The organism is Umezawaea beigongshangensis (genome assembly GCF_016464305.1).
Taxonomy (GTDB): domain Bacteria; phylum Actinomycetota; class Actinomycetes; order Mycobacteriales; family Pseudonocardiaceae; genus Umezawaea_A; species Umezawaea_A beigongshangensis.
The window spans coordinates 21,029-40,027 of the sequence record NZ_JAEIOJ010000006.1; the positions used below are offsets into that span (position 1 = coordinate 21,029).

General features: G+C 72.1%; 13 protein-coding genes. 11 read left to right on the plus strand and 2 right to left on the minus strand.

Annotation, left to right across the window (positions count from 1 at the left end):
* The first annotated feature begins 147 nt into the window (after positions 1–147).
* From IMZ35_RS16230 to IMZ35_RS16240, 3 genes are all read left to right on the plus strand, one after another.
* Positions 148–2,214: a transglycosylase domain-containing protein gene (locus IMZ35_RS16230; RefSeq protein WP_307868230.1), complete on the plus strand. Its 2,067-nt coding sequence runs from the start codon at positions 148–150 to the stop codon at positions 2,212–2,214.
* 547 nt (positions 2,215–2,761) lie between these two features.
* Positions 2,762–3,589, plus strand: a complete 828-nt coding sequence (locus IMZ35_RS16235; RefSeq protein ID WP_307868231.1) for a M23 family metallopeptidase — start codon at positions 2,762–2,764, stop codon at positions 3,587–3,589.
* A gap of 120 nt (positions 3,590–3,709) precedes the next feature.
* Entirely contained in the window at positions 3,710–4,663 is a 954-nt protein-coding gene (locus IMZ35_RS16240; protein WP_199441935.1) for an LLM class F420-dependent oxidoreductase, read from the plus strand.
* Between the two features lie 259 nt (positions 4,664–4,922).
* Here IMZ35_RS16240 and IMZ35_RS16245 read toward each other — a convergent pair whose 3' ends face one another.
* The gene (locus IMZ35_RS16245) at positions 4,923–5,411 is read right to left on the minus strand and encodes a tetratricopeptide repeat protein (protein WP_307868233.1); all 489 of its coding nucleotides are present in this window, start codon (positions 5,409–5,411) and stop codon (positions 4,923–4,925) included.
* Positions 5,412–5,517: 106 nt separating this feature from the next.
* Between IMZ35_RS16245 and IMZ35_RS16250 the strand changes: the two genes are divergently transcribed.
* The 6 genes from IMZ35_RS16250 to treZ all read left to right on the plus strand — a co-directional run bounded on the left by IMZ35_RS16250 (position 5,518) and on the right by treZ (position 15,188).
* Positions 5,518–6,441 (plus strand): LacI family DNA-binding transcriptional regulator, encoded by a 924-nt coding sequence (locus IMZ35_RS16250; RefSeq protein ID WP_199441937.1) that lies wholly within the window; start codon positions 5,518–5,520, stop codon positions 6,439–6,441.
* A gap of 108 nt (positions 6,442–6,549) precedes the next feature.
* The gene (malQ, locus tag IMZ35_RS16255; protein WP_199441938.1) at positions 6,550–8,511 is read left to right on the plus strand and encodes a 4-alpha-glucanotransferase; all 1,962 of its coding nucleotides are present in this window, start codon (positions 6,550–6,552) and stop codon (positions 8,509–8,511) included.
* A 107-nt stretch (positions 8,512–8,618) separates the two neighbouring features.
* A complete protein-coding gene (locus IMZ35_RS16260; protein ID WP_199441939.1) occupies positions 8,619–8,954 on the plus strand; it encodes a hypothetical protein in 336 nt (111 codons plus the stop codon).
* Positions 8,955–9,031: 77 nt separating this feature from the next.
* Positions 9,032–11,161: a glycogen debranching protein GlgX gene (gene glgX, locus IMZ35_RS16265; RefSeq protein WP_199441940.1), complete on the plus strand. Its 2,130-nt coding sequence runs from the start codon at positions 9,032–9,034 to the stop codon at positions 11,159–11,161.
* Positions 11,158–13,452 carry a malto-oligosyltrehalose synthase gene (gene treY / locus IMZ35_RS16270; RefSeq protein WP_199441941.1) on the plus strand — a complete coding sequence of 765 codons (2,295 nt, stop codon included), beginning with the start codon at positions 11,158–11,160 and terminating at the stop codon, positions 13,450–13,452. Before glgX ends, treY begins: the two co-directional genes overlap by 4 nt.
* Complete coding sequence (treZ, locus tag IMZ35_RS16275; RefSeq protein WP_199441942.1) at positions 13,449–15,188, plus strand: malto-oligosyltrehalose trehalohydrolase; 1,740 nt, start codon at positions 13,449–13,451, stop codon at positions 15,186–15,188. The genes treY and treZ overlap by 4 nt, the downstream gene beginning before the upstream one ends.
* On the opposite strand, the gene IMZ35_RS16280 is transcribed toward treZ, so the two are convergent.
* Complete coding sequence (locus IMZ35_RS16280; RefSeq protein ID WP_199441943.1) at positions 15,125–15,472, minus strand: ANTAR domain-containing protein; 348 nt, start codon at positions 15,470–15,472, stop codon at positions 15,125–15,127. The two genes, treZ and IMZ35_RS16280, sit on opposite strands and share 64 nt — an antisense overlap.
* A 309-nt stretch (positions 15,473–15,781) precedes the next feature.
* Between IMZ35_RS16280 and IMZ35_RS16285 the strand changes: the two genes are divergently transcribed.
* On the plus strand, positions 15,782–15,958 hold the full coding sequence (locus IMZ35_RS16285) for a CsbD family protein (RefSeq protein WP_199441944.1): 177 nt from the start codon (positions 15,782–15,784) through the stop codon (positions 15,956–15,958).
* Between the two features lie 384 nt (positions 15,959–16,342).
* A complete protein-coding gene (locus IMZ35_RS16290; RefSeq protein WP_199441945.1) occupies positions 16,343–18,859 on the plus strand; it encodes an ATP-dependent Clp protease ATP-binding subunit in 2,517 nt (838 codons plus the stop codon).
* Positions 18,860–18,999 lie beyond the last annotated feature (140 nt).

The window sequence follows — 18,999 nt, forward strand, 5'->3', positions numbered from 1 at the left end:
GGTTCGGTCCTCGAGGCAACCTGGCGGGGGTCCCGCGCGACCTTGTCTGTGAGCAGTGTTCTGCCATACGTGTTCCAGTGGGAAGGGGTTGCGGTCTTCGTGTTCGCCGCACGCGCGTCCGGATTGTTGAAGTTGTTGGGGTTGTGCGTGACAGCGGGCGTCCTCCTCGCCGCCGTCCTGTTCCCCGTCGTGGGCGGCGTCGGGCTCGCCTCGAACAGAGCCGCCGACACCGTCGACCAGACCTCCGGTGAGCTCGCCAAGGGCGAACTGCCCCTGGTGACGACGATCCAGGACATGAACGGCGACCCGATCGCCTACGTCTACGACCAGTACCGCATCCCCGTCGAGTACGAGGGCATCGCGGACACCATGAAGGCCGCGATCATCGCCATCGAGGACAAGCGGTTCTTCGACCACGACGGCGTGGACTGGCAGGGCATGATGCGTGCCGCCGCCAAGGCCGGTGTGGACGGCGAGGCCTCCCAGGGCGCCTCGACGCTCACCCAGCAGTACGTGAAGAACTACATGGCGTTCGTCGTCGGCGACGGCGGCGAGGAGGCATGGCAGAAGGCGACCGAGGCGACCATCGGCCGCAAGCTGCGCGAGGCGCGGGTGGCGCTCCAGCTGGAGCAGCAGATGAGCAAGGAGGAGATCCTCACCGGGTACCTCAACATCGTGCCGCTCGGCAACCAGACCTACGGCATCGGCGCCGCGTCCAAGGCGTACTTCAACACCACCCCGGACGAGCTGACCGTGCCGCAGGCCGCTCTGCTGGCCGCCGTGGCGAACCAGCCGACCGCGCTGAACCCCGGCCAGGCCCCCGAGGACGCGATCAAGCGCCGCAACATCGTGATCGACAAGATGCTGGAGAACGGTTCCTTCGGCAGCGACCAGGAGCGGGCGAAGGAGGAGGCCGAGAAGTTCAAGGCGGAGCCCCTGGGCGTCGTCGACGACCTCAAGCTGCTGCCCAACGGCTGCGTCGGCGCCGGTGACGGCCCGCGCTACGGGTTCTTCTGCCGCTACTTGATCGACTACCTCGACAGCCACGGGCTGACCGTGGACATGCTGCGCAAGGGCGGCTACACCATCAAGACGACGATGGACCCCGTCGCCACCAACGCCGCCAAGGACGCCGCCGAGAAGCAGGTGCCGAAGACCGCGGAGGGCATCGCCAACGCGATCTCCGTCGTGCAGCCCGGCACCGACAAGCACCGCGTGCGGGCGCTGGCCGCCAACCGCGACTTCGGCAACAACGCCGAGGCGGGGCAGAGCGCCTACTCGATCCCGGCCGAGGTGACCCGCTTCGGCGCGGGCTCGACCTACAAGGTCTTCACCGCCGCCGCCGCCCTGGAGAAGGGCGTCACCGGCATCGACCGGCAGATCGACGTTCCGGCCACCCACACGTCGTCGGTCTACAAGAACGGCAACAAGGGGTACACGGTCAAGAACTCCGGCGAGTACCCCGCCAAGATGTCGCTGACCGACGCGCTGGCGAGGTCCCCCAACACCGGCTTCGTGATCCTGGAGGAGAAGGCGGGCCTGAACAACGTCGTCGACATGGCCTACCGGCTCGGCCTGCGGGAGACCCTCGGCGGCGTCAACGAGGGGGGCTTCCCGCTGGACGGGTCCAACGGGCTCTCGCAGGGCGAGCAGTTCAAGCAGAACAACAGCGGCTCGTTCACCCTCGGCCCCGGCTCCACCAGCATCCTGGAGCTGGCCAACGTCTCCGCCACCCTGACCAGCGGCGGCACCTGGTGCCCGCCGACCCCCGTGGAGCAGGTGCTCGACCGCAACGGCCAGCCCGTGCAGCTCCAGGAGGAGGCGTGCGAGCAGGCCGTGTCGCCGGAGATCGCGGACGCGATGGTCAACGCCCTGTCCCGGGACACCGCGCCCAACGGCACCGCGCACGCCGCCGCGACCGCGGCGGGGTGGAACCGGCCGATGATGGGCAAGACCGGCACGACGGAGAACCACTGGTCGGTGGCGTTCATGGGCGCCACGCCGCAGTACTCCGGTGCCGTGATGACGTACACCGACGGCGCGTCGCCCGAGGTCATCTGCAGTGGCAACCCGCCGAGGCTCTGCGGCAACAACGACGCGAACGGCATCTTCGGTGGTCAGACGGCCGCGCCGACGTGGTTCAACACCATGAAGGTGCTCCACGAGGGCAAGGAGGTCGCGCAGTTGCCTCCGGTGAACCCGAGGTACAGGTAGTCACCCGCTGGACCCGCTCGTCCGTCGACCCCGCCGACTCCCGTCGGCGGGGTCGACGTCGTTCGGGGCCCCGCACTCCGGCATTCGCCCTGGTGAGAGCGGTGGTCTGAACCAAGTCGACAGGATTGGTCTACTTCATCGACGATCTGCTCGGACGGCGTGTTGTCCGCCTTCGGTAACGGTGAACAACGAGACCCGCACGTACTCGAACACGCTCCGTAGCGATCAGTGGGTTATCTCACGAAGAGTCCCAGTTTGAGAAGTGGCTGTTGCCTTTTCTGGTCACTCCAGGTTACGTTTTGCCCTGCATGTCACGGACAGGTCACTGAAGAGACACGGTGTTGCCCCCGAAGCGACGCCACCCGGATCCCCCGCCGGGAGACCTGTTCTGACTCCCCCGATGCAGAAAGGCACACTCTTGGCTCGGCACAGATGTGCCCCCGGCCGGAGCGTGTTCACGTCATCCCCGAGGCCTCACGGCCGACGTGGCGCGCACCGAGTCGAGGCTGGCAGGAACCCTCTCACAGGCAAGGTCGCCGCAGTTGTCGTGGCGGCGGGCGCGGTCGTCACCGCCACCGGTTCTGCCGGTGGCTCCACGGACTTCCGCTCCGGCACTCCCCTCGCGGGCGGTGTGGAACTCTCCGCCGCGCTGTCCTCCGCCACCGTGCGAGCCGTCTCCAGCGGCCCGGTGAACGACGGTGGCGTGCAGACCGTGCACGTGGTGCACCCCGGCTTCGAGGCCGCGCGTCTCGTCCACGCCGAGCAGCTCTACGCGCAGCAGCACTACACGCAGGCCCTCAAGATCGCTCAGGACCGCTACGCCGCCCGGCAGAAGGCCGCCGAGGAGAAGGCGGCCGTCGAGGCGGCCGTCCAGAGGGAGGCGCAGGAGGCCGCTCAGCAGGTCGAGCGGGAGGCTGCGGCCACCGCGGAAGCGGCCGTCGCGACGGAGCAGGCGGCCGTCGCGCAGCCGGTCGCCGAGGTCGCGCGTCCGACGGCGGTCAAGCCCGCAGAGGGCAGCTTCACCTCCGGCTTCGGCGCTCGCTGGGGCACCACGCACTACGGCGTCGACATCGCGAACTCCATCGGCACGCCGATCCTGTCCGTCATGGACGGCGTCGTGGTCGAGGCGGGTCCCGCCAGCGGCTTCGGCCTGTGGGTCCGCGTGCAGCACGACGACGGCACCATCACGATCTACGGTCACGTGAACGAGACCACGGTGCAGCAGGGCCAGCGGGTGCAGGCCGGCCAGCAGATCGCCACCATGGGCAACCGCGGCCAGTCCACGGGGCCCCACCTGCACTTCGAGGTGTGGCTGAACGGCTCGGAGAAGATCGACCCGGTGGGCTGGCTGTCCGCCCGCGGGATCGCTCTCTGACGCCTCGCACGACAAGACCCCGGTCTCCGCGTACCACTGCGGAGACCGGGGTCTCCTCATGCATACCGACTGGTCGGTACCTCGGGTAGGGTGGCCGCCAGTCGACTCTGGAGGGTGTTCGTGGGCCGCTGGGGAATCACCGTGCCGCTGACCGGAGTGCCCGTGCTGGAGCACCGGGCGCTCGTCGCCGAACTCGCCGAACTCGGCTGCACCGACGTGTGGTCGGCCGAGACCGCGGGCACCGACGCGTTCACACCGCTCGCGCTGGCGGCCCAGTGGTCGCCGGACATCCGCACCGGCACCGCCATCGTCCCCGTCTACACCCGCGGGCCCGCGCTGCTCGCGATGAGCGCGGCCACCGCGGCCGAGGTCACCGGCGGGCGGTTCGTGCTCGGCATCGGCTCCTCGTCGCCGGTCATCGTGAACCGCTGGAACTCCGCCGAGTTCACCGAGCCGTTCAAGCGCACGCGCGACACCCTGCGCTTCCTCCGGGCGGCGCTCGCGGGGGAGAAGGTCACCGAGTCCTACGACACGTTCGCCGTGAAGGGCTTCAAGCTGGAGCGCCCGCCGGCGCAGCGCGTCCCGATCCTGCTGGCCGCCCTGCGGCCGGGGATGCTCCGACTGGCCGCGCAGGAGGCCGACGGCGCGATCACCAACTGGCTCGGGGCGGACGACGTCCCGCGCGTCCGCGCCGAACTCGGGCCGGCCGCCGAACTGGCCGCCCGGATCTTCGTGTGCCCCACGGAGGACGCCGACGCCGCCAGGGCGCTCGGCCGGATGCTCATCAGCAGCTACCTGACCGTTCCCGCCTACGCCGCGTTCCACGACTGGCTCGGTCGCGGCGACGCCCTGCGGCCGATGCACGAGGCGTGGGCCGCCGGTGACCGCAAGGCCGCGACGGCCGCCGTGCCCGACGAGGTCGTGGACGACCTCGTGGTGCACGGCAGCGTCGAGCAGTGCCGGGAGCGGGTGGCGCGGTACGCGAGCAACGGCGTCGACACGCCCGTCATCGCCCTGCTGCCCACCGGCGCGGACCAGTTCGACCTGGTGCGCCGCCTGGCACCAGGAGCCTGACCCCCGGGTCGCGAGTTCCAGCACCGCGAGGCGGGCCTCCGGGCCCGAGCGGAAGGGGGCGCACGTCCCGAGCGCTCGGCGCAGGGGTGCGGCGTCACCGACCTCAGTGCTCGCGCGCGCCCGCGCGCGCGAGCACCGCGGGGCGCGCCTGCGCCGCGACGTGGATCTCGTGCGCCCGGTCCGCGAGGCCGCTCGGCGAGGGCGACGGCGCACCTCTCGGTGACGCGGTCGCCGATCCGCACGGCCCGCGAGGAGGACCTCAGGACTCCACGAGCTGCCGGGCGTAGTTCCCCAGCGAGCGCTGGTAGCGGGGCAGGTGGGGTGCGAGCGCGCCGAGCGCCAGCGACACCGCCTCCCGCTCGCGGCCGACGTCGACGAGGGCCAGGGCCAGGAAGGCGCGGACCGCGTCGTCCAGGTGGTCGGACTCCCCGGTCAGCTCGGCGGTCAGCAGCGCGACGCTCTCCTCCGGCCGGCCGAGGTTGCGCAGGGAACTGGCGAGCTGGATCACGGCGCGGCGGCGCCGCTCGCCGGTCAGCCCCAGGTCGAGCGCCTGCCGGTACAGCGGCACCGCGAGGTCGGGGTGGCCGGTCGAGTCGAACGCGGCCGCCCGCTCGAAGGTCCCGGCGCCGTCGCTCCCCGGTGCCTGCTCGGCCAGTTCCGCCACTCGCGCGAGGAAGTCCTCCTCGCGCTGCTCGTCCGAGCTCGCCCACAGCAGCGCGACCCGCCGCTCCCACTCCGTCGTGTCCACCGGCGCAGCTTCGCACACGCGCTGTGACCGGACACCCGTGCTCCACGCCGGGGGGACTCGGTTCTGCATACTCTCGGATGACGGAGGTGGGTCGACGGTGACGAGCATGTCCGACGTGGCACGGGCCGCCGGGGTGTCGGCCGCGACGGTGTCGCGGGCGCTGCGGGGCGAACCCGGGGTGTCCGAGGCGACGCGGCGGAACGTGACCGAGGTGGCGAAGCGGATGCGCTACGCCATCGCTCGCGACGCCTCCAGCCTGGCCGGCGGCCGCCGCTACGCCATCGCCGTGCTGGCCTCGGACGTCGGCAGGGGAGAGGTCCTCGCCGGTGCGGAGGGCGCGCTGCGCCAGGCCGGGTACGACGTGCTGCTCTACGTCCTGGGCGACGCCGCGGCGCGTGCCGGGTTCTTCGAGGAGATGCCGCTCGGCAGACGGGTGGACGGCGTGCTGCTGCTGTCGGTGACCCCCGACGAGGGCGAGGCGCAAGCGTTGGCGGGACTCGGCGTGCCGGTGGTGTCGGTCGCCGACGGAGACCTGACCGAGGCGCTGCGCCTCGCCGCCGCCCACCTGATCGGACTGGGCCACCACGACATCGCGCTCGTGCTGCCGGAGGGAGTGGACGAGACCTACGACGAGGTCCTCACCGCGCAGGGGCTGGCGGTCCGCCCGGAGTGGACGGTGTGGTGCTCGCCGACCGTCATCGGCGGTGAGCAGGTCGTGGACGTGCTGCTCGACGCCGAGCGGCTGCCGACCGCGGTGATCAGCTCCAGCGGTGAGGCCGCGCTGGGCGTGTTCCTGCGGCTGCGCCGCGACGGGCGCGAGGTGCCGGCGGACGTGTCGATCGTGAGCCTGGAGGGCAAGGAGCTGACCAGGGCGGTGGGGCTGACGGCCGTGGAGGGCGCGGAGCGCGAGCACGGCGAGCGGGCGGTGGAGGACCTGCTGGCCCGTGTGCGCGCGGGCCGCTCCGACGCGGTCGTCCGGCCCCTGCCGCAGCACCTCGTCGTCCGGGACTCCACCGGGGCCGTCGGCTGATCGCCGACCTGTGATCTCGCCCACCGGCACCCCGTCCAGCCTGCGGCCCTCGCGTGCCCGCCGTGCTCCCGTGTGGCGCGGGCCAGCGGCGGCGACGATGCTGAGGACGTGGATCAGGACCTCGTCGCCCTAGCCGAAGCGTGCGGGGTGGCCACCCGCTACGAGAACTCAGACCAGCGCGAGGTGGAGGTCGACGAGGACGTCGTCGTGGCGGTCCTCGCCCAGTTCGACGTCGACGCCTCGACACCCGACGCCGTCTCCCGCGAACTCGCCGCGCTGCGCGAGGCGCGGGCGAGGGCGGTGCTGCCGCCCACGCTCGTGCTGCGCGAGGGCACGAAGCACGACCTGCCGGGCGCCGGTGCGGTGCACCTGGAGGACGGCGGGACCCGCGAGGTCGACGGCTCGGTCCCCGCCGACCTGCCGCTCGGCTGGCACCGGCTCGTCGTGGGGGACCAGGACGTCGTGCTGGCCGTGGTGCCGGACCGGCTGCCCGAGGCGCCCCCGGCCTGGGGGCTGATGCTCCAGCTCTACTCGCTGCGCTCGGCGCAGTCGTGGGGGATGGGCGACTTCGGCGACCTCGCCACGACCGTCCGCCGCTCCGCCGAGGAGCTGGACGCGGGTGTGCTGCTGGTCAACCCGGTCCAGGCGATCAGCCCCACCCACCCCGTCGAGCGCTCCCCCTACTCCCCGGCGAGCCGCCGCTTCGCCAACCCGCTGTACCTGCGCGTGCAGGACACCGAGGCCTTCGCCCGCGCCGACGACGACCTCCGGGCCCGCGTGCTCGCCCTGGCGGTCCCCGCGGGCACCGACCTGATCGACTACGACGCCGTGTGGGACGCCAAGCGCGCCGCCCTGGAACTGCTGTGGCCGCACCACCCCGAGCCGGTCGACCTCGACGCCGACCCGGCGCTGCGCGCGTTCGCCGTGTTCTGCGCCCTGGCCGAGGCGCACGGGCCGGACTGGCGCGAGTGGCCGCGGGCGCTGCGCGATCCGGCGAGCCCCGAGGTGGCCGCCGCGACCGCCGAGCTGGCCGACCGGGTCTCCTTCCACGCCTGGCTCCAGGAGCTGTGCCACGTCCAGCTCGACGGCGTGCAGCGCGCCGCGCGCGAGGCGGGCATGTCCGTCGGCGTCGTGCACGACCTGCCCGTGGGCGTGCACCCCGGCGGCGCGGACACCTGGGCGCTGCGCGACGTGTTCGCCTCCCGCGTGACCGTCGGTGCGCCGCCCGACGCGTTCAACCAGCAGGGACAGGACTGGAACCTGCCGCCGTGGCGGCCCGACCGGCTGGCGGAACTCGGCTACGCGCCGTTCCGCGACGTGGTGCGCAGCGTGCTGCGGCACGGAGACGGCATCCGCGTCGACCACGTCGCCGGACTGTGGCGGCTGTGGTGGATCCCGCCGGGCGAGCCCCCGTCGCGCGGCACCTACGTCCACTACGACGCCGAGGCGATGGTCGGCGTGCTCGCGCTGGAGGCGCACCGCGCAGGCGCGGTCGTGGTGGGGGAGGACCTGGGCACGGTGGAGCCCGAGGTCACCAGGACGATGCACGAGCGCGGTCTGCTCAGCTCCGCCGTGCTGTGGTTCCAGCGCGACTGGCGGGCGCCGGGCGAGCCGTTCGTCGCGCCGCAGAACTGGGACCCGGACGCGATGGCGAGCATCTCCACCCACGACCTGCCCACGGTGGCGGGCTGGCTGACGGCCGAACACGTCCGGGTGCGAGCTGACCTGGGCATGTTTGACGGCCCACCCGAGCGGGAATACGAGGCGGCCGGGGCAGAACGCCGGGCACTGGTGGAACTGCTGCGCCGGGAGGGGGTGCCGACCGATGACCTCCTGGTCGCGCTGCACGCGCTCCTCGCCTCCTCCGCGTCGAAGCTCGTGCTGACCTCGCCGGCGGACCTGCTGGACGAGAGCAGGCAGCCCAACCTGCCCGGCACGACCGACCAGTACCCGAACTGGCGCATTCCGCTGCCCGCGACCGTCGACGAGTTCTTCGCCGACGAGCGGGTGCGCAGCGCCGTCGCCCCCCTGCGAGCCGCTCGTCCCCTCCCACGTCACACCGACGGGTGAGGCCGATGGGTGGAAACGCGTGCGTCACCGCTGGCAGCAGCCGTGCGGAGTATCGTGATCGGCGTCACCCGACGAAGATCGTTTCCCGGTTTGGAGGTGGCGTACCCATGAGTTCTGCTCTTCGCACGCAGAACCCGACAGAGGCGCTGGAGCTCACGGTCGAGCAGGTCCTCTCCTCGATCCGCCCGGCCGTCCTGGCAGATCCGGTCTCCGGGGCCGCGCAGGCCGAGGAGGCGCTGCGCGCCGCGCTGAGGTCCACCGGTGAAGCGCGGTTGGTCGCCGACAACGCCCTGGAACAGGCGCTCGCGTGCGCGGAGGCCGCGGCGGAGCACCTGAGGTACTCCGAACTTCCGGAGGCCCGCATCCTCCTGGTGGCGGCGCGGGGTCAGCTCGCCCGCTCGCACGCTCTGCACGGAGGCGACCTAGCTCACGGCGTGGAGTGATTCCCGCGCCTCTCGCGCGGGTACGTCTTGAGTCCCCCGGCCGCTGGCGCGGCCGAGTGACCGCCTGAGGAGAACACGTGCGGCCCTGGCCCGGAACGCCCTACCCGCTCGGCGCCACCTACGACGGTGTCGGCACCAACTTCGCCCTCTTCTCTGAGGTCGCCGAACGCGTCGAGCTGTGCCTGTTCGACGAGAACGGCGAGGAGACGAGGACCACCCTTCCCGAGGTCGACGGCTTCGTGCACCACGGGTACCTGCTCGGCATCGGACCCGGCCAGCGCTACGGCTACCGGGTGCACGGACCGTACGACCCCGCACAGGGCCTGCGCTGCAACCCGAACAAGCTGCTGATCGACCCCTACGCCAAGGCCATCTCGCACGAGGTGGACTGGGACGAGTCGCTGTTCAGCTACAGGTTCGGTTCGCCGGACGAGCGCAACGACGCCGACTCGGCGGCCCACGTGCCGCACTCGCTCGTGGTGAGCCCGTTCTTCGACTGGGCCAACGACCGTCCCCCGAGGACGCCCTACAACGAGTCGGTCATCTACGAGGCGCACGTCAAGGGCCTCACGATGAACCACCCGGAGATCCCCGACCGGTTGCGCGGCACCTACGCGGGCCTGGCGCACCCGGCGATCATCGAGCACCTCAAGAGCCTCGGCGTGACGGCGATCGAGCTGATGCCGGTGCACCAGTTCGTCACCGACCACGGACTCACCGAGAAGGGCCTGCGCAACTACTGGGGCTACAACACGATCGGCTTCTTCGCCCCGCACGACGCCTACGCGGCGATGCCGGAGCAGGCCGGTCAGGTCCAGGAGTTCAAGGGCATGGTCCGCGCCCTGCACGAGGCGAACATCGAGGTCATCCTCGACGTGGTCTACAACCACACCGCCGAGGGCAACCACCTGGGCCCCACGCTGTCCATGCGCGGCATCGACAACCAGGCGTACTACCGGCTCGTCGAGGACGACCCGACGTACTACATGGACTACACCGGCACCGGCAACTCCCTGAACGTGCGCAGCCCGCACACGTTGCAGCTGATCATGGACTCGCTGCGGTACTGGGTGACCGAGATGCACGTCGACGGCTTCCGGTTCGACCTGGCCGCCGCCCTCGCGCGCGAGTTCTACGACGTCGACCGGCTGGCGACGTTCTTCGACCTGGTCCAGCAGGACCCGGTCGTCAGCCAGGTGAAGCTGATCGCCGAGCCGTGGGACGTCGGCCCCGGTGGTTACCAGGTCGGAAACTTCCCGCCGCTGTGGACGGAGTGGAACGGCCAGTACCGCGACACCGTCCGCGACTTCTGGCGCGGCGAGCCCTCGACGCTGGGCGAGTTCGCCTCGCGCATCACCGGCTCGTCCGACCTCTACAAGCACGACGGCCGCCGGCCGTACGCGTCGATCAACTTCGTCACCGCGCACGACGGGTTCACCCTCACCGACCTCGTGTCCTACAACGACAAGCACAACGACGCCAACGGCGAGGGCGGGCGCGACGGCGCCGACGACAACCGGTCGTGGAACTGCGGCGTCGAGGGCCCGACGGACGACCCGGAGGTCGTCGCGCTGCGCGAGCGGCAGCGCCGCAACCTCCTGGCGACGCTGCTGCTGTCGCAGGGCGTGCCGATGCTGCTGCACGGCGACGAGATGGGACGCACCCAGCAGGGCAACAACAACGCCTACTGCCAGGACACCGAGCTGTCGTGGGTCGACTGGTCCCTCGCCGAGGAGAACAAGGACCTCATCGACTTCACCTCGGCGCTGACCGAGTTCCGCAAGCAGCACCCGGTGTTCCGCCGCCGCCGCTTCTTCGCCGGCAAGCCGATCCGCAAGGACGAGGAGCTGCGCGACATCGCGTGGTTCACGCCGTCCGGCGAGGAGATGAAGGAGCAGAACTGGGACGACGGCTTCGGCAAGGCCATCGTCGTGTTCCTCAACGGCGAGGGCATCCCGGACCTGGACCAGCGCGGCATGCGGGTCGTGGACGACTCGTTCCTCATCGGGTTCAACGCCCACTACGAGGACATCGAGATGACCCTGCCGGGCGGGGACTACGGCCAGCAGTGGGAGGTCGTGGTCGACACCGCGACCGGTGAGGTCTCCTCCGAGGTGGGCGGCGACACCGTCCCGGCCGGCGGCAAGCTGAACCTCGTGGCACGGTCGCTGGTCGTGCTGCAACGCGTCGAGCAGGACGAGGAATGACGATCCCCAGTTCTACGTACCGCATCCAGTTCCGTCCCGAGTTCACCTTCGCCGACGCCGCCGGGCTCGTCGACTACCTGGACCGGCTGGGCGTGGGCGCGCTCTACGCCTCGCCGGTCCTGGACGCCGCGCCCGGCTCGACCCACGGCTACGACGTGGTCGACCCGACCAGGGCGCGTCCCGCCCTGGGCGGTGAGGAGCAGCGCGCCGTGCTCGCCGGTCTGCTGAAGCAGGCCGGTCTGGGCCTGGTGGTGGACATCGTGCCCAACCACCTGTCCGTCGAGGTCCCGCACGTCAACCCGTGGTGGTGGGACGTGCTGAAGCACGGGCCGGAGTCGGCGCACGCGGCCTACTTCGACGTCGACTGGTCGCGCGGGCGGCTGCTGCTGCCCGTGCTGGGCGAGGAGGACGCGGCGCTGGACGACCTGGCGGTCGACGGCGACGAGCTCACCTACTACGACCACCGCTTCCCCGTCGCGCCCGGCACCGGCGGCGGGACGGCCCGCGAGGTGCACGACCGGCAGCACTACGAGCTGGTCTCCTGGCGGCGCGGCAACGCCGAGCTGAACTACCGGCGCTTCTTCGACATCACCACCCTCGCCGCCGCGCGCGTCGAGGAGCAGGAGGTGTTCGAGGCCACGCACCGCGAGGTGCTGCGGTGGGTCGCCTCCGGCGAGGTCACCGGCCTGCGCGTGGACCACCCGGACGGTCTGGCCGACCCCGGTGGTTACGCGCGGCAGCTGCGCGAGGCCGCTCCCGGCGCGTGGCTGGTCGTGGAGAAGATCCTGCACCCCGGCGAGGAGCTGCCCGCGAGCTGGCCGGTGGACGGCACCACCGGCTACGACGCGCTGCGCGAGATCAGCGGCGTGTTCGTCGACGCGGCGGCCGAGCAGGAGTTCACCGACCTGGCCGAGAAGCTCGGTGTGTCCACCGACTTCCACGCCGTGCAGGAGGAGACCCGCAGGCTCGTCACGGACACCATCCTGGTGGCCGAGGTGCGCCGCATCGCCGCGCTCGTGCGGGGGGTGGACGAGGAGTCCGCCCGCGCGGCCGTGGCCGAGGTCATGATCGCGTTCCCGGTGTACCGGTCGTACCTGCCCGAGGGCGGCGCGCACTGGGCCGAGGCGATCCGGCGGGTGCGCTCCGCGCGTCCCGACCTGGCGCCCGCGCTCGACGCGCTCGACCGGCAGGTGCGCGAGGACCCGCGCGGTGAGCTGGCCACCCGCATCCAGCAGACGTCCGGCATGGTCGTCGCCAAGGGCACCGAGGACACCGCGTTCTACCGCTACAGCCGCTTCGCCGCGCTGAACGAGGTCGGCGGCTCGCCCGACCGCTTCGGCGTCGGCGTGGACGAGTTCCACGCCCTCGCCGCCGCCCGCGACGCCGGGTGGCCCGCGACGATGACGACGCTGACCACGCACGACACCAAGCGTTCCGAGGACGTGCGCGCCCGGCTGGCCGTGCTCTCGGAGGTGCCGGAGGAGTTCGGCGAGGCCGTGCGCCGGTGGTCGGCGCGACGCGGCCTGCCCGAGCCCACGCTGGACCTGCTCGCGTGGCAGACGCTCGTCGGCGCGTGGCCGATCGGCCCCGACCGGCTGCGCGACTACCTGGACAAGGCATCCAAGGAGGCCAAGGTCCGCACGACGTGGGTCGACCACGACGAGGAGTTCGAACGCGCCGTCGCGGCGTGGCCCGACGAGGTCCTCGGCGACGCGGAGCTGGCGGGCGAGGTCGAGCGGTTCGTCTCGCGGGTCACCCCGGCCGGGTGGTCCAACTCGCTGGGGCAGAAGCTGCTCCAGCTCACCTCGCCCGGTGTCCCCGACGTCTACCAGGGCACCGAGCTGTGGGACCTGTCCCTGGTCGACCCGGACAACCGCAGGCCGGTCGACCACGACGCGCGGCGGGCGATCCTCGACCGGGTCACCGCCGGTGAGCTGCCGCCGGTCGACGACAGCGGCGCGGCGAAGCTGCTCGTCGTGCACCGGGCGCTGTTGCTGCGCCGCGAGCGGCCGGAGCTGTTCTCCGGCTACCGCCCGCTGCGCGCGGAGGGCGAGGCGGCCCGGCACGCGCTCGCGTTCAGCCGCTCGCCCGGCCTCGTCACCGTCGTCACGCGCCTGCCCGTGGGCCTCGACGCCCGCGGCGGGTGGGGCGACACCGTCCTGCCGCTGCCCGCCGGGCCGGGGACGTGGACCGACGTCATCACCGGCCGCGAGGTCGACGGCGACTGCCCGGCCCTGGCCGGACTGCTCGACCGCTACCCCGTGGCCCTGCTCGTGCGAGGAGATCTGTGAGCTTCACGGTCTGGGCCCCGGCGCACGAGCGCGTCCGGGGCCGCGTCGACGGCACCGACCACGAGATGACCCGCGGCAGCGGCGGCTGGTGGCGCGCGGAGGTGAGCGGGACCGACTACGCGTTCCTGCTCGGCGACGACGACACCCCGTTGCCCGACCCGCGCTCGGCGTGGCAGCCCGGCGGCGTCCACGCGCCGTCCCGCGTCTACGACCACGGGGCGTTCCCGTGGACCGACCGGACGTGGCGGGGAAGCGCGCTGCCCGGCGCGGTGATCTACGAGCTGCACGTGGGCACGTTCACCCCCGAGGGCACCCTCGACTCCGCGCTCGACCGGCTCGACCACCTGGTCGAACTGGGTGTGAGCCACGTCGAGGTCATGCCGGTGAACTCCTTCGACGGCACCGACGGCTGGGGCTACGACGGCGTCCTGTGGGGCGCCGTGCACGAGCCCTACGGCGGTCCGGACGCCTTCAAGCGGTTCGTCGACGCCTGCCACGCGCGAGGTCTCGCCGTCGTGCTGGACGTCGTCTACAACCACCTCGGCCCGTCCGGGGCGTACCTCGACCGCTTCGGCCCGTACTTCGCCGGGCAGAACGACTGGGGCCCCGGCCTGAACCTCGACGGTCCCGACTCCGACGAGGTCCGCCGGTACGTGATCGACAACGCGCTGGGCTGGCTGCGCGACTTCCACGTGGACGGCCTGCGGCTGGACGCCGTGCACGCGCTGGCAGACCGGCGCGCCACGCACCTGCTGGAGGAGCTGGCGGTGGAGGTGGAGGCGCTGTCCGCCGCCGTGCGCCGCCCGCTGACGCTGATCGCCGAGTCCGACCTCAACGACCCGCGGCTGATCACGGCGCGCGAGTCGGGGGGCTTCGGCCTGCACGCCCAGTGGTCCGACGACCTGCACCACTGCCTGCACGTGGCGCTGTCGGGGGAGACCGACGGCTACTACGCGGACTTCGCCGCGCCCGGCGCGCTGGCCCGCACGCTGCGCGAGGCGTTCTTCCACGCGGGCACGTGGTCGTCGTTCCGCGGGCGCACGCACGGCAGGCAGGTGGACACCGCGCGGACGCCCGGCCACCGCTTCCTGGCCTACCTGCAGAACCACGACCAGGTGGGCAACCGCGCCACCGGCGACCGGCTGTCCGCCACGGTGTCGCAGGGCCTGCTCGCCTGCGGTGCGGCGATCGTGTTCTGCTCGCCGTACACCCCGATGATCTTCATGGGGGAGGAGTGGGCGGCCAGCACGCCGTGGCAGTTCTTCGCCTCCTTCCCGGACCCGGAGCTGGCGGAGGCCGTGCGGACGGGCCGGCGCAGGGAGTTCGGGCGGCACGGCTGGGGCGAGGCGGAGGTGCCCGACCCGATGGACCCGGAGACGGTCCGGCGGTCGCGGCTGGTGTGGGCCGAGCGGGACGAGCCGGGGCACCGCGAGGTGCTGGAGCTGTACCGGTCCCTCGTCGCGCTGCGCCGGACGCGGCCGGAACTCGCCGACCCCCGGCTGGACGGCTTCGAGGTGCACGCCGCTCCGGACGACTCGTGGATCGTGCTGCACCGCGGTGACCTGCGGCTGGTGTGCAACCTGAGCGCCGGTGCGGTGACGGTGCCGCTGGAGGACGAGATCGGTGAGGTGCTGCTCGACCGGGGCGGCGCGACTCCCGCGGACTCGGGGATTCAGGTCCCCGCGGAGTCCTTCGTGCTGTTCGACGCCTCCACGAGGCGTTCCCACAGCAGCTGACCGAGCACCGCGTCCGGGTCCGACTGGTCGCCGCGGTGCGTCGTCTCGAACGCGGCGACCAGTCGGCGGGCCCCGATGTGCAGTTTCACGTTCTGGTGCTGCGACATGCGCACCAGCAGGTTGAAGGCGTCCTGCGGCGTGCACTCCAGCACGGCCGCGATGAGGCCGGTGGCCTGCCCGATGACGGTGCGGGTCTCCAGCGCCTTGCGCAGCCCGGCGATCTCGGCTTCCAACTGCGCGACGCGCGCGGTCAGCGATCTGCCTCGGCCGTCCTCCCCGACCACGGTCGGGCTCCTCTCTCGCACGGTGGACACGGCACGAGAGAGAAGGGTGCACGGGACGTCAGCGGTATCTGCTGCAAGCCCACTGCGCGACGACGGCGTGCGCCTTCGTCTCTCGCGACCGGGGTCTCCGGCGACGTGCCGGTGATCCCGTGGCTTGCGGCTGGCTTTTCAACCGCTTGTCGTGATCACCGTAATGAGCAGGTGGCGACCGGCACAACTCAGGCGTCGCGGTCACCGGCGGGACGTTTGACGAACGGCACGGACGGTTACCCGCTGTGAGAACCCGACAGCGGATGAGAGGAGTTGGCGATGGGCGCCGACGACAAGGTCCAGAACAAGGGCGAGGAGCTGAAGGGTCGGGCGAAGGAGACCATCGGCGAGGCCACCGGCAACGAGCAGTGGCAGGCCGAGGGCAGGGCCGAGCGGGCCAAGGGCTCCTTGAAGCAGGCCGCGGAGAAGGTCAAGGACGCGTTCCGCGACAAGTGACCGCCCGCCCCACGCACGACGAGGGCCCCGATCGCGACCGCGATCGGGGCCCTCGCTCCGTGCTGTGACAGCTCCGCGCCACTTCCCGCCGGAGCGGGCCGAACCGGACTGCGTTCAGAACGACGGAGCCGGGTGGCTGCCTGGTATTCGCCAGGCACGCCCAGAAAGGTTCCTGCGGACGGTCCTAGCGGACAGCCACCTCACGAGTCCCGTAGCTATACAACTCCGGACCACCTCCTCTCTTGTGTACCTCCGAATCTAGGTCGCTCCCGGCCGTCTCGCCAACAGATATTTCGTTCCTCACATCGGGAATACGCGTTTGGCGCCTCCGGCAGGAGGCACTCGGGACGCAAGGCTCAGTCCCGACGTCACCCGGAGGAGACGATGACCGGCTTCACGGGGTCGTTCGACGACTTCCTCGCCCACTTCCTCGGCAGCAGCGCCGGGGGACGGGGCGAGTTCTACCGCGTCGACATCAACCAGCTCCTCAGCGACCAGGCCCGCCAGCTCGTGTCACTGGCGGTGAGCCGCGCCGTCGAACTCGGCTCACCGGACGTGGACGCCGACCACCTGCTGTGGGCGGCGACGCAGCTCCCGGTCACCGCCGAGCTGCTGCGCGGCGCGCACGTCGACCCCGACCTGATGCGCGACCGGGTGGAGGCGTTCCAGCCCGCCGGTGCGGCGACCGGCCGCCCGCCCCTGCTCACCCCGTCGGCCAAGCGGGCGCTGCTGGACGCGCACCGCATCTCGCGGGCGCTGGACTCCTCCTACATCGGGCCGGAGCACGTGCTGTTCGCGCTGGCCTCCAACGCCGAGTGCGAGGCCGGCCGGGTGCTGCGGCACGCGGGCGCGACCCCCGACCGGCTCAGCCGGGCCGTGCTGGAGCGGCGCGCGCCGAGCGGTCAGCAGACCCAGCAGCCCCAGCAGGCGCCGGTGCGGTCGTCGAGCACGCCCACCGTGGACGAGTTCGGGCGCGACCTGACGCAGATGGCCCGCCGGGGGGAGCTGGACCCGGTCGTCGGCCGGGCCGACGAGATCGAGCAGACCATCGAGGTGCTGGCCAGGCGGACCAAGAACAACCCGGTGCTGATCGGCGAGGCCGGGGTGGGCAAGACCGCGGTCGTGGAGGGCATCGCCCAGCGCGTCGCCGAGGGCGACGTGCCCGAGGTGCTGCGCGGACGCCGCGTCGTCCAGCTCGACCTGACGGGCGTCGTCGCGGGCACCCGCTACCGGGGCGACTTCGAGGAGCGGATGAGCAAGCTGGTCGAGGAGGTGCGGACGCACTCCTCGGAGCTGGTGCTCTTCGTCGACGAGCTGCACACGGTCGTCGCGGCGGGGAGCAGCGACGGTTCGGCCGGTGCGGGCGACATCCTCAAACCGGCGCTGGCCCGCGGTGAGCTGAACGTCATCGGGGCGACCACGCTGGACGAGTACCGCAAGCACGTCGAGAAGGACCCGGCACTGGCCCGGCGCTTTCAGCCGATCGTGGTACCCGAACCGACGGTGGCCGACGCCGTCGACATCCTGCTGGGGCTGCGCGACCGGTACGAGGCGCACCACCAGGTGCGGTTCACCGAGAAGGCGCTGATCGCCGCCGTGGAGCTGACGGACCGCTACGTCGCCGACCGCTACCTGCCCGACAAGGCCGTCGACGTCATCGACCAGGCGGGCGCCCGCAAGCGGATGCAGGCGCTGCGGCCGAGCGCCGACCTCCGCGACCTCGAACAGCGGTCCGAGGCGCTGAGCAGGGACAAGGACCAGGCCATCGCCGACGAGCAGTACGAGCGCGCCTCGGCGTTGCGCGACGAGCTGAACGAGCTGCGCGCGCGGATGGACGGGGCACGCCAGCAGGGCCGTTCGAACGGGGTGCTGGAGGTGGACGTGCGGGACGTCGCCGAGGTCGTCGCCCGCAACACCGGCATCCCGGTCAGCCAGCTCACCGAGGAGGAGCGCGACCGGCTGGCCAGGCTGGAGGAGCACCTGCACCAGCGCGTCGTGGGGCAGGAGGAGGCCGTGACGGCGGTGGCCGACGCGGTGCGCCGCTCGCGGGCGGGCCTGGGCGATCCGAACCGGCCGACCGGCTCGTTCCTGTTCCTCGGGCCCACCGGCGTCGGCAAGACGGAGCTGGCGCGGGCGCTGGCGGAGGCGTTGTTCGGCAGCGAGGACCGGATGATCCGGCTGGACATGAGCGAGTACGGCGAGCGGCACACGGCCAGCCGCCTGGTCGGCGCCCCGCCCGGCTACGTGGGCCACGACGACGCCGGGCAGCTCACCGAGGCCGTGCGCCGCACCCCGTACTCCGTGGTGCTGCTCGACGAGGTCGAGAAGGCGCACCCCGACGTGTTCAACCTGCTGCTCCAGCTCCTCGACGACGGCCGTCTCACCGACGGGCAGGGCCGCACGGTCGACTTCTCCAGCACCGTCGTGGTCATGACCAGCAACATCGGTTCCGACCTGATCACCAGGTCCACCGGTGGCGAGCTCGGCTTCGGCTCCGGCGGGGACAACCCCGACCAGCCGCTGCGGGAGCGCGTCCTGCGCCGCCTGCGCGAGCAGTTCCGGCCCGAGTTCCTCAACCGCGTCGACGAGATCATCGTGTTCCGGCGGCTCACCGACGAGCAGCTGCGGGAGATCACCGTGCTGCTGCTGGAGCGGACCGTGCGCCGCGCCCGCGCGCAGGACGTGGAGCTGGAGTTCACCCCGGCCGCCGTGGACTGGCTGGCCGCGCACGGTCACGAGCCGGAGTTCGGCGCCCGGCCCATGCGGCGCACCATCCAGCGGGAGGTCGACAACGTCCTGGCCCAGCGCATCCTGCGCGGTGAGGTGAGCCCCGGCGAGGAGGTGCGGGTCGACGCGACGGACGACCACCTGCTCTTCCACCCCCACCCCCGCGTGCCCTGACCGCGCGCGAGTTGCCCGTTCGGGCACGGCGAGCCGACCGTCCCAGCACCGCGTGCCGGGGGGTGGCCGCGGGTGTGGTCCCTGTCTCGCGGGGGCCGCGCGCCTGCTCCGAACGGCGCGGTCCGCTGTGCTCCGAGCGG

What these genes read in the sequence shown, in the direction of transcription:
- IMZ35_RS16250 (WP_199441937.1), top strand. Translation starts at nt 5,518, where the DNA reads ATGTCCGACGTGGCACGGGCCGCCGGGGTGTCGGCCGCGACGGTGTCG.
- IMZ35_RS16260 (WP_199441939.1), top strand. Translation starts at nt 8,619, where the DNA reads ATGAGTTCTGCTCTTCGCACGCAGAACCCGACAGAGGCGCTGGAGCTC.
- treY (WP_199441941.1), top strand. Translation starts at nt 11,158, where the DNA reads ATGACGATCCCCAGTTCTACGTACCGCATCCAGTTCCGTCCCGAGTTC.
- IMZ35_RS16285 (WP_199441944.1), top strand. Translation starts at nt 15,782, where the DNA reads ATGGGCGCCGACGACAAGGTCCAGAACAAGGGCGAGGAGCTGAAGGGT.
- IMZ35_RS16290 (WP_199441945.1), top strand. Translation starts at nt 16,343, where the DNA reads ATGACCGGCTTCACGGGGTCGTTCGACGACTTCCTCGCCCACTTCCTC.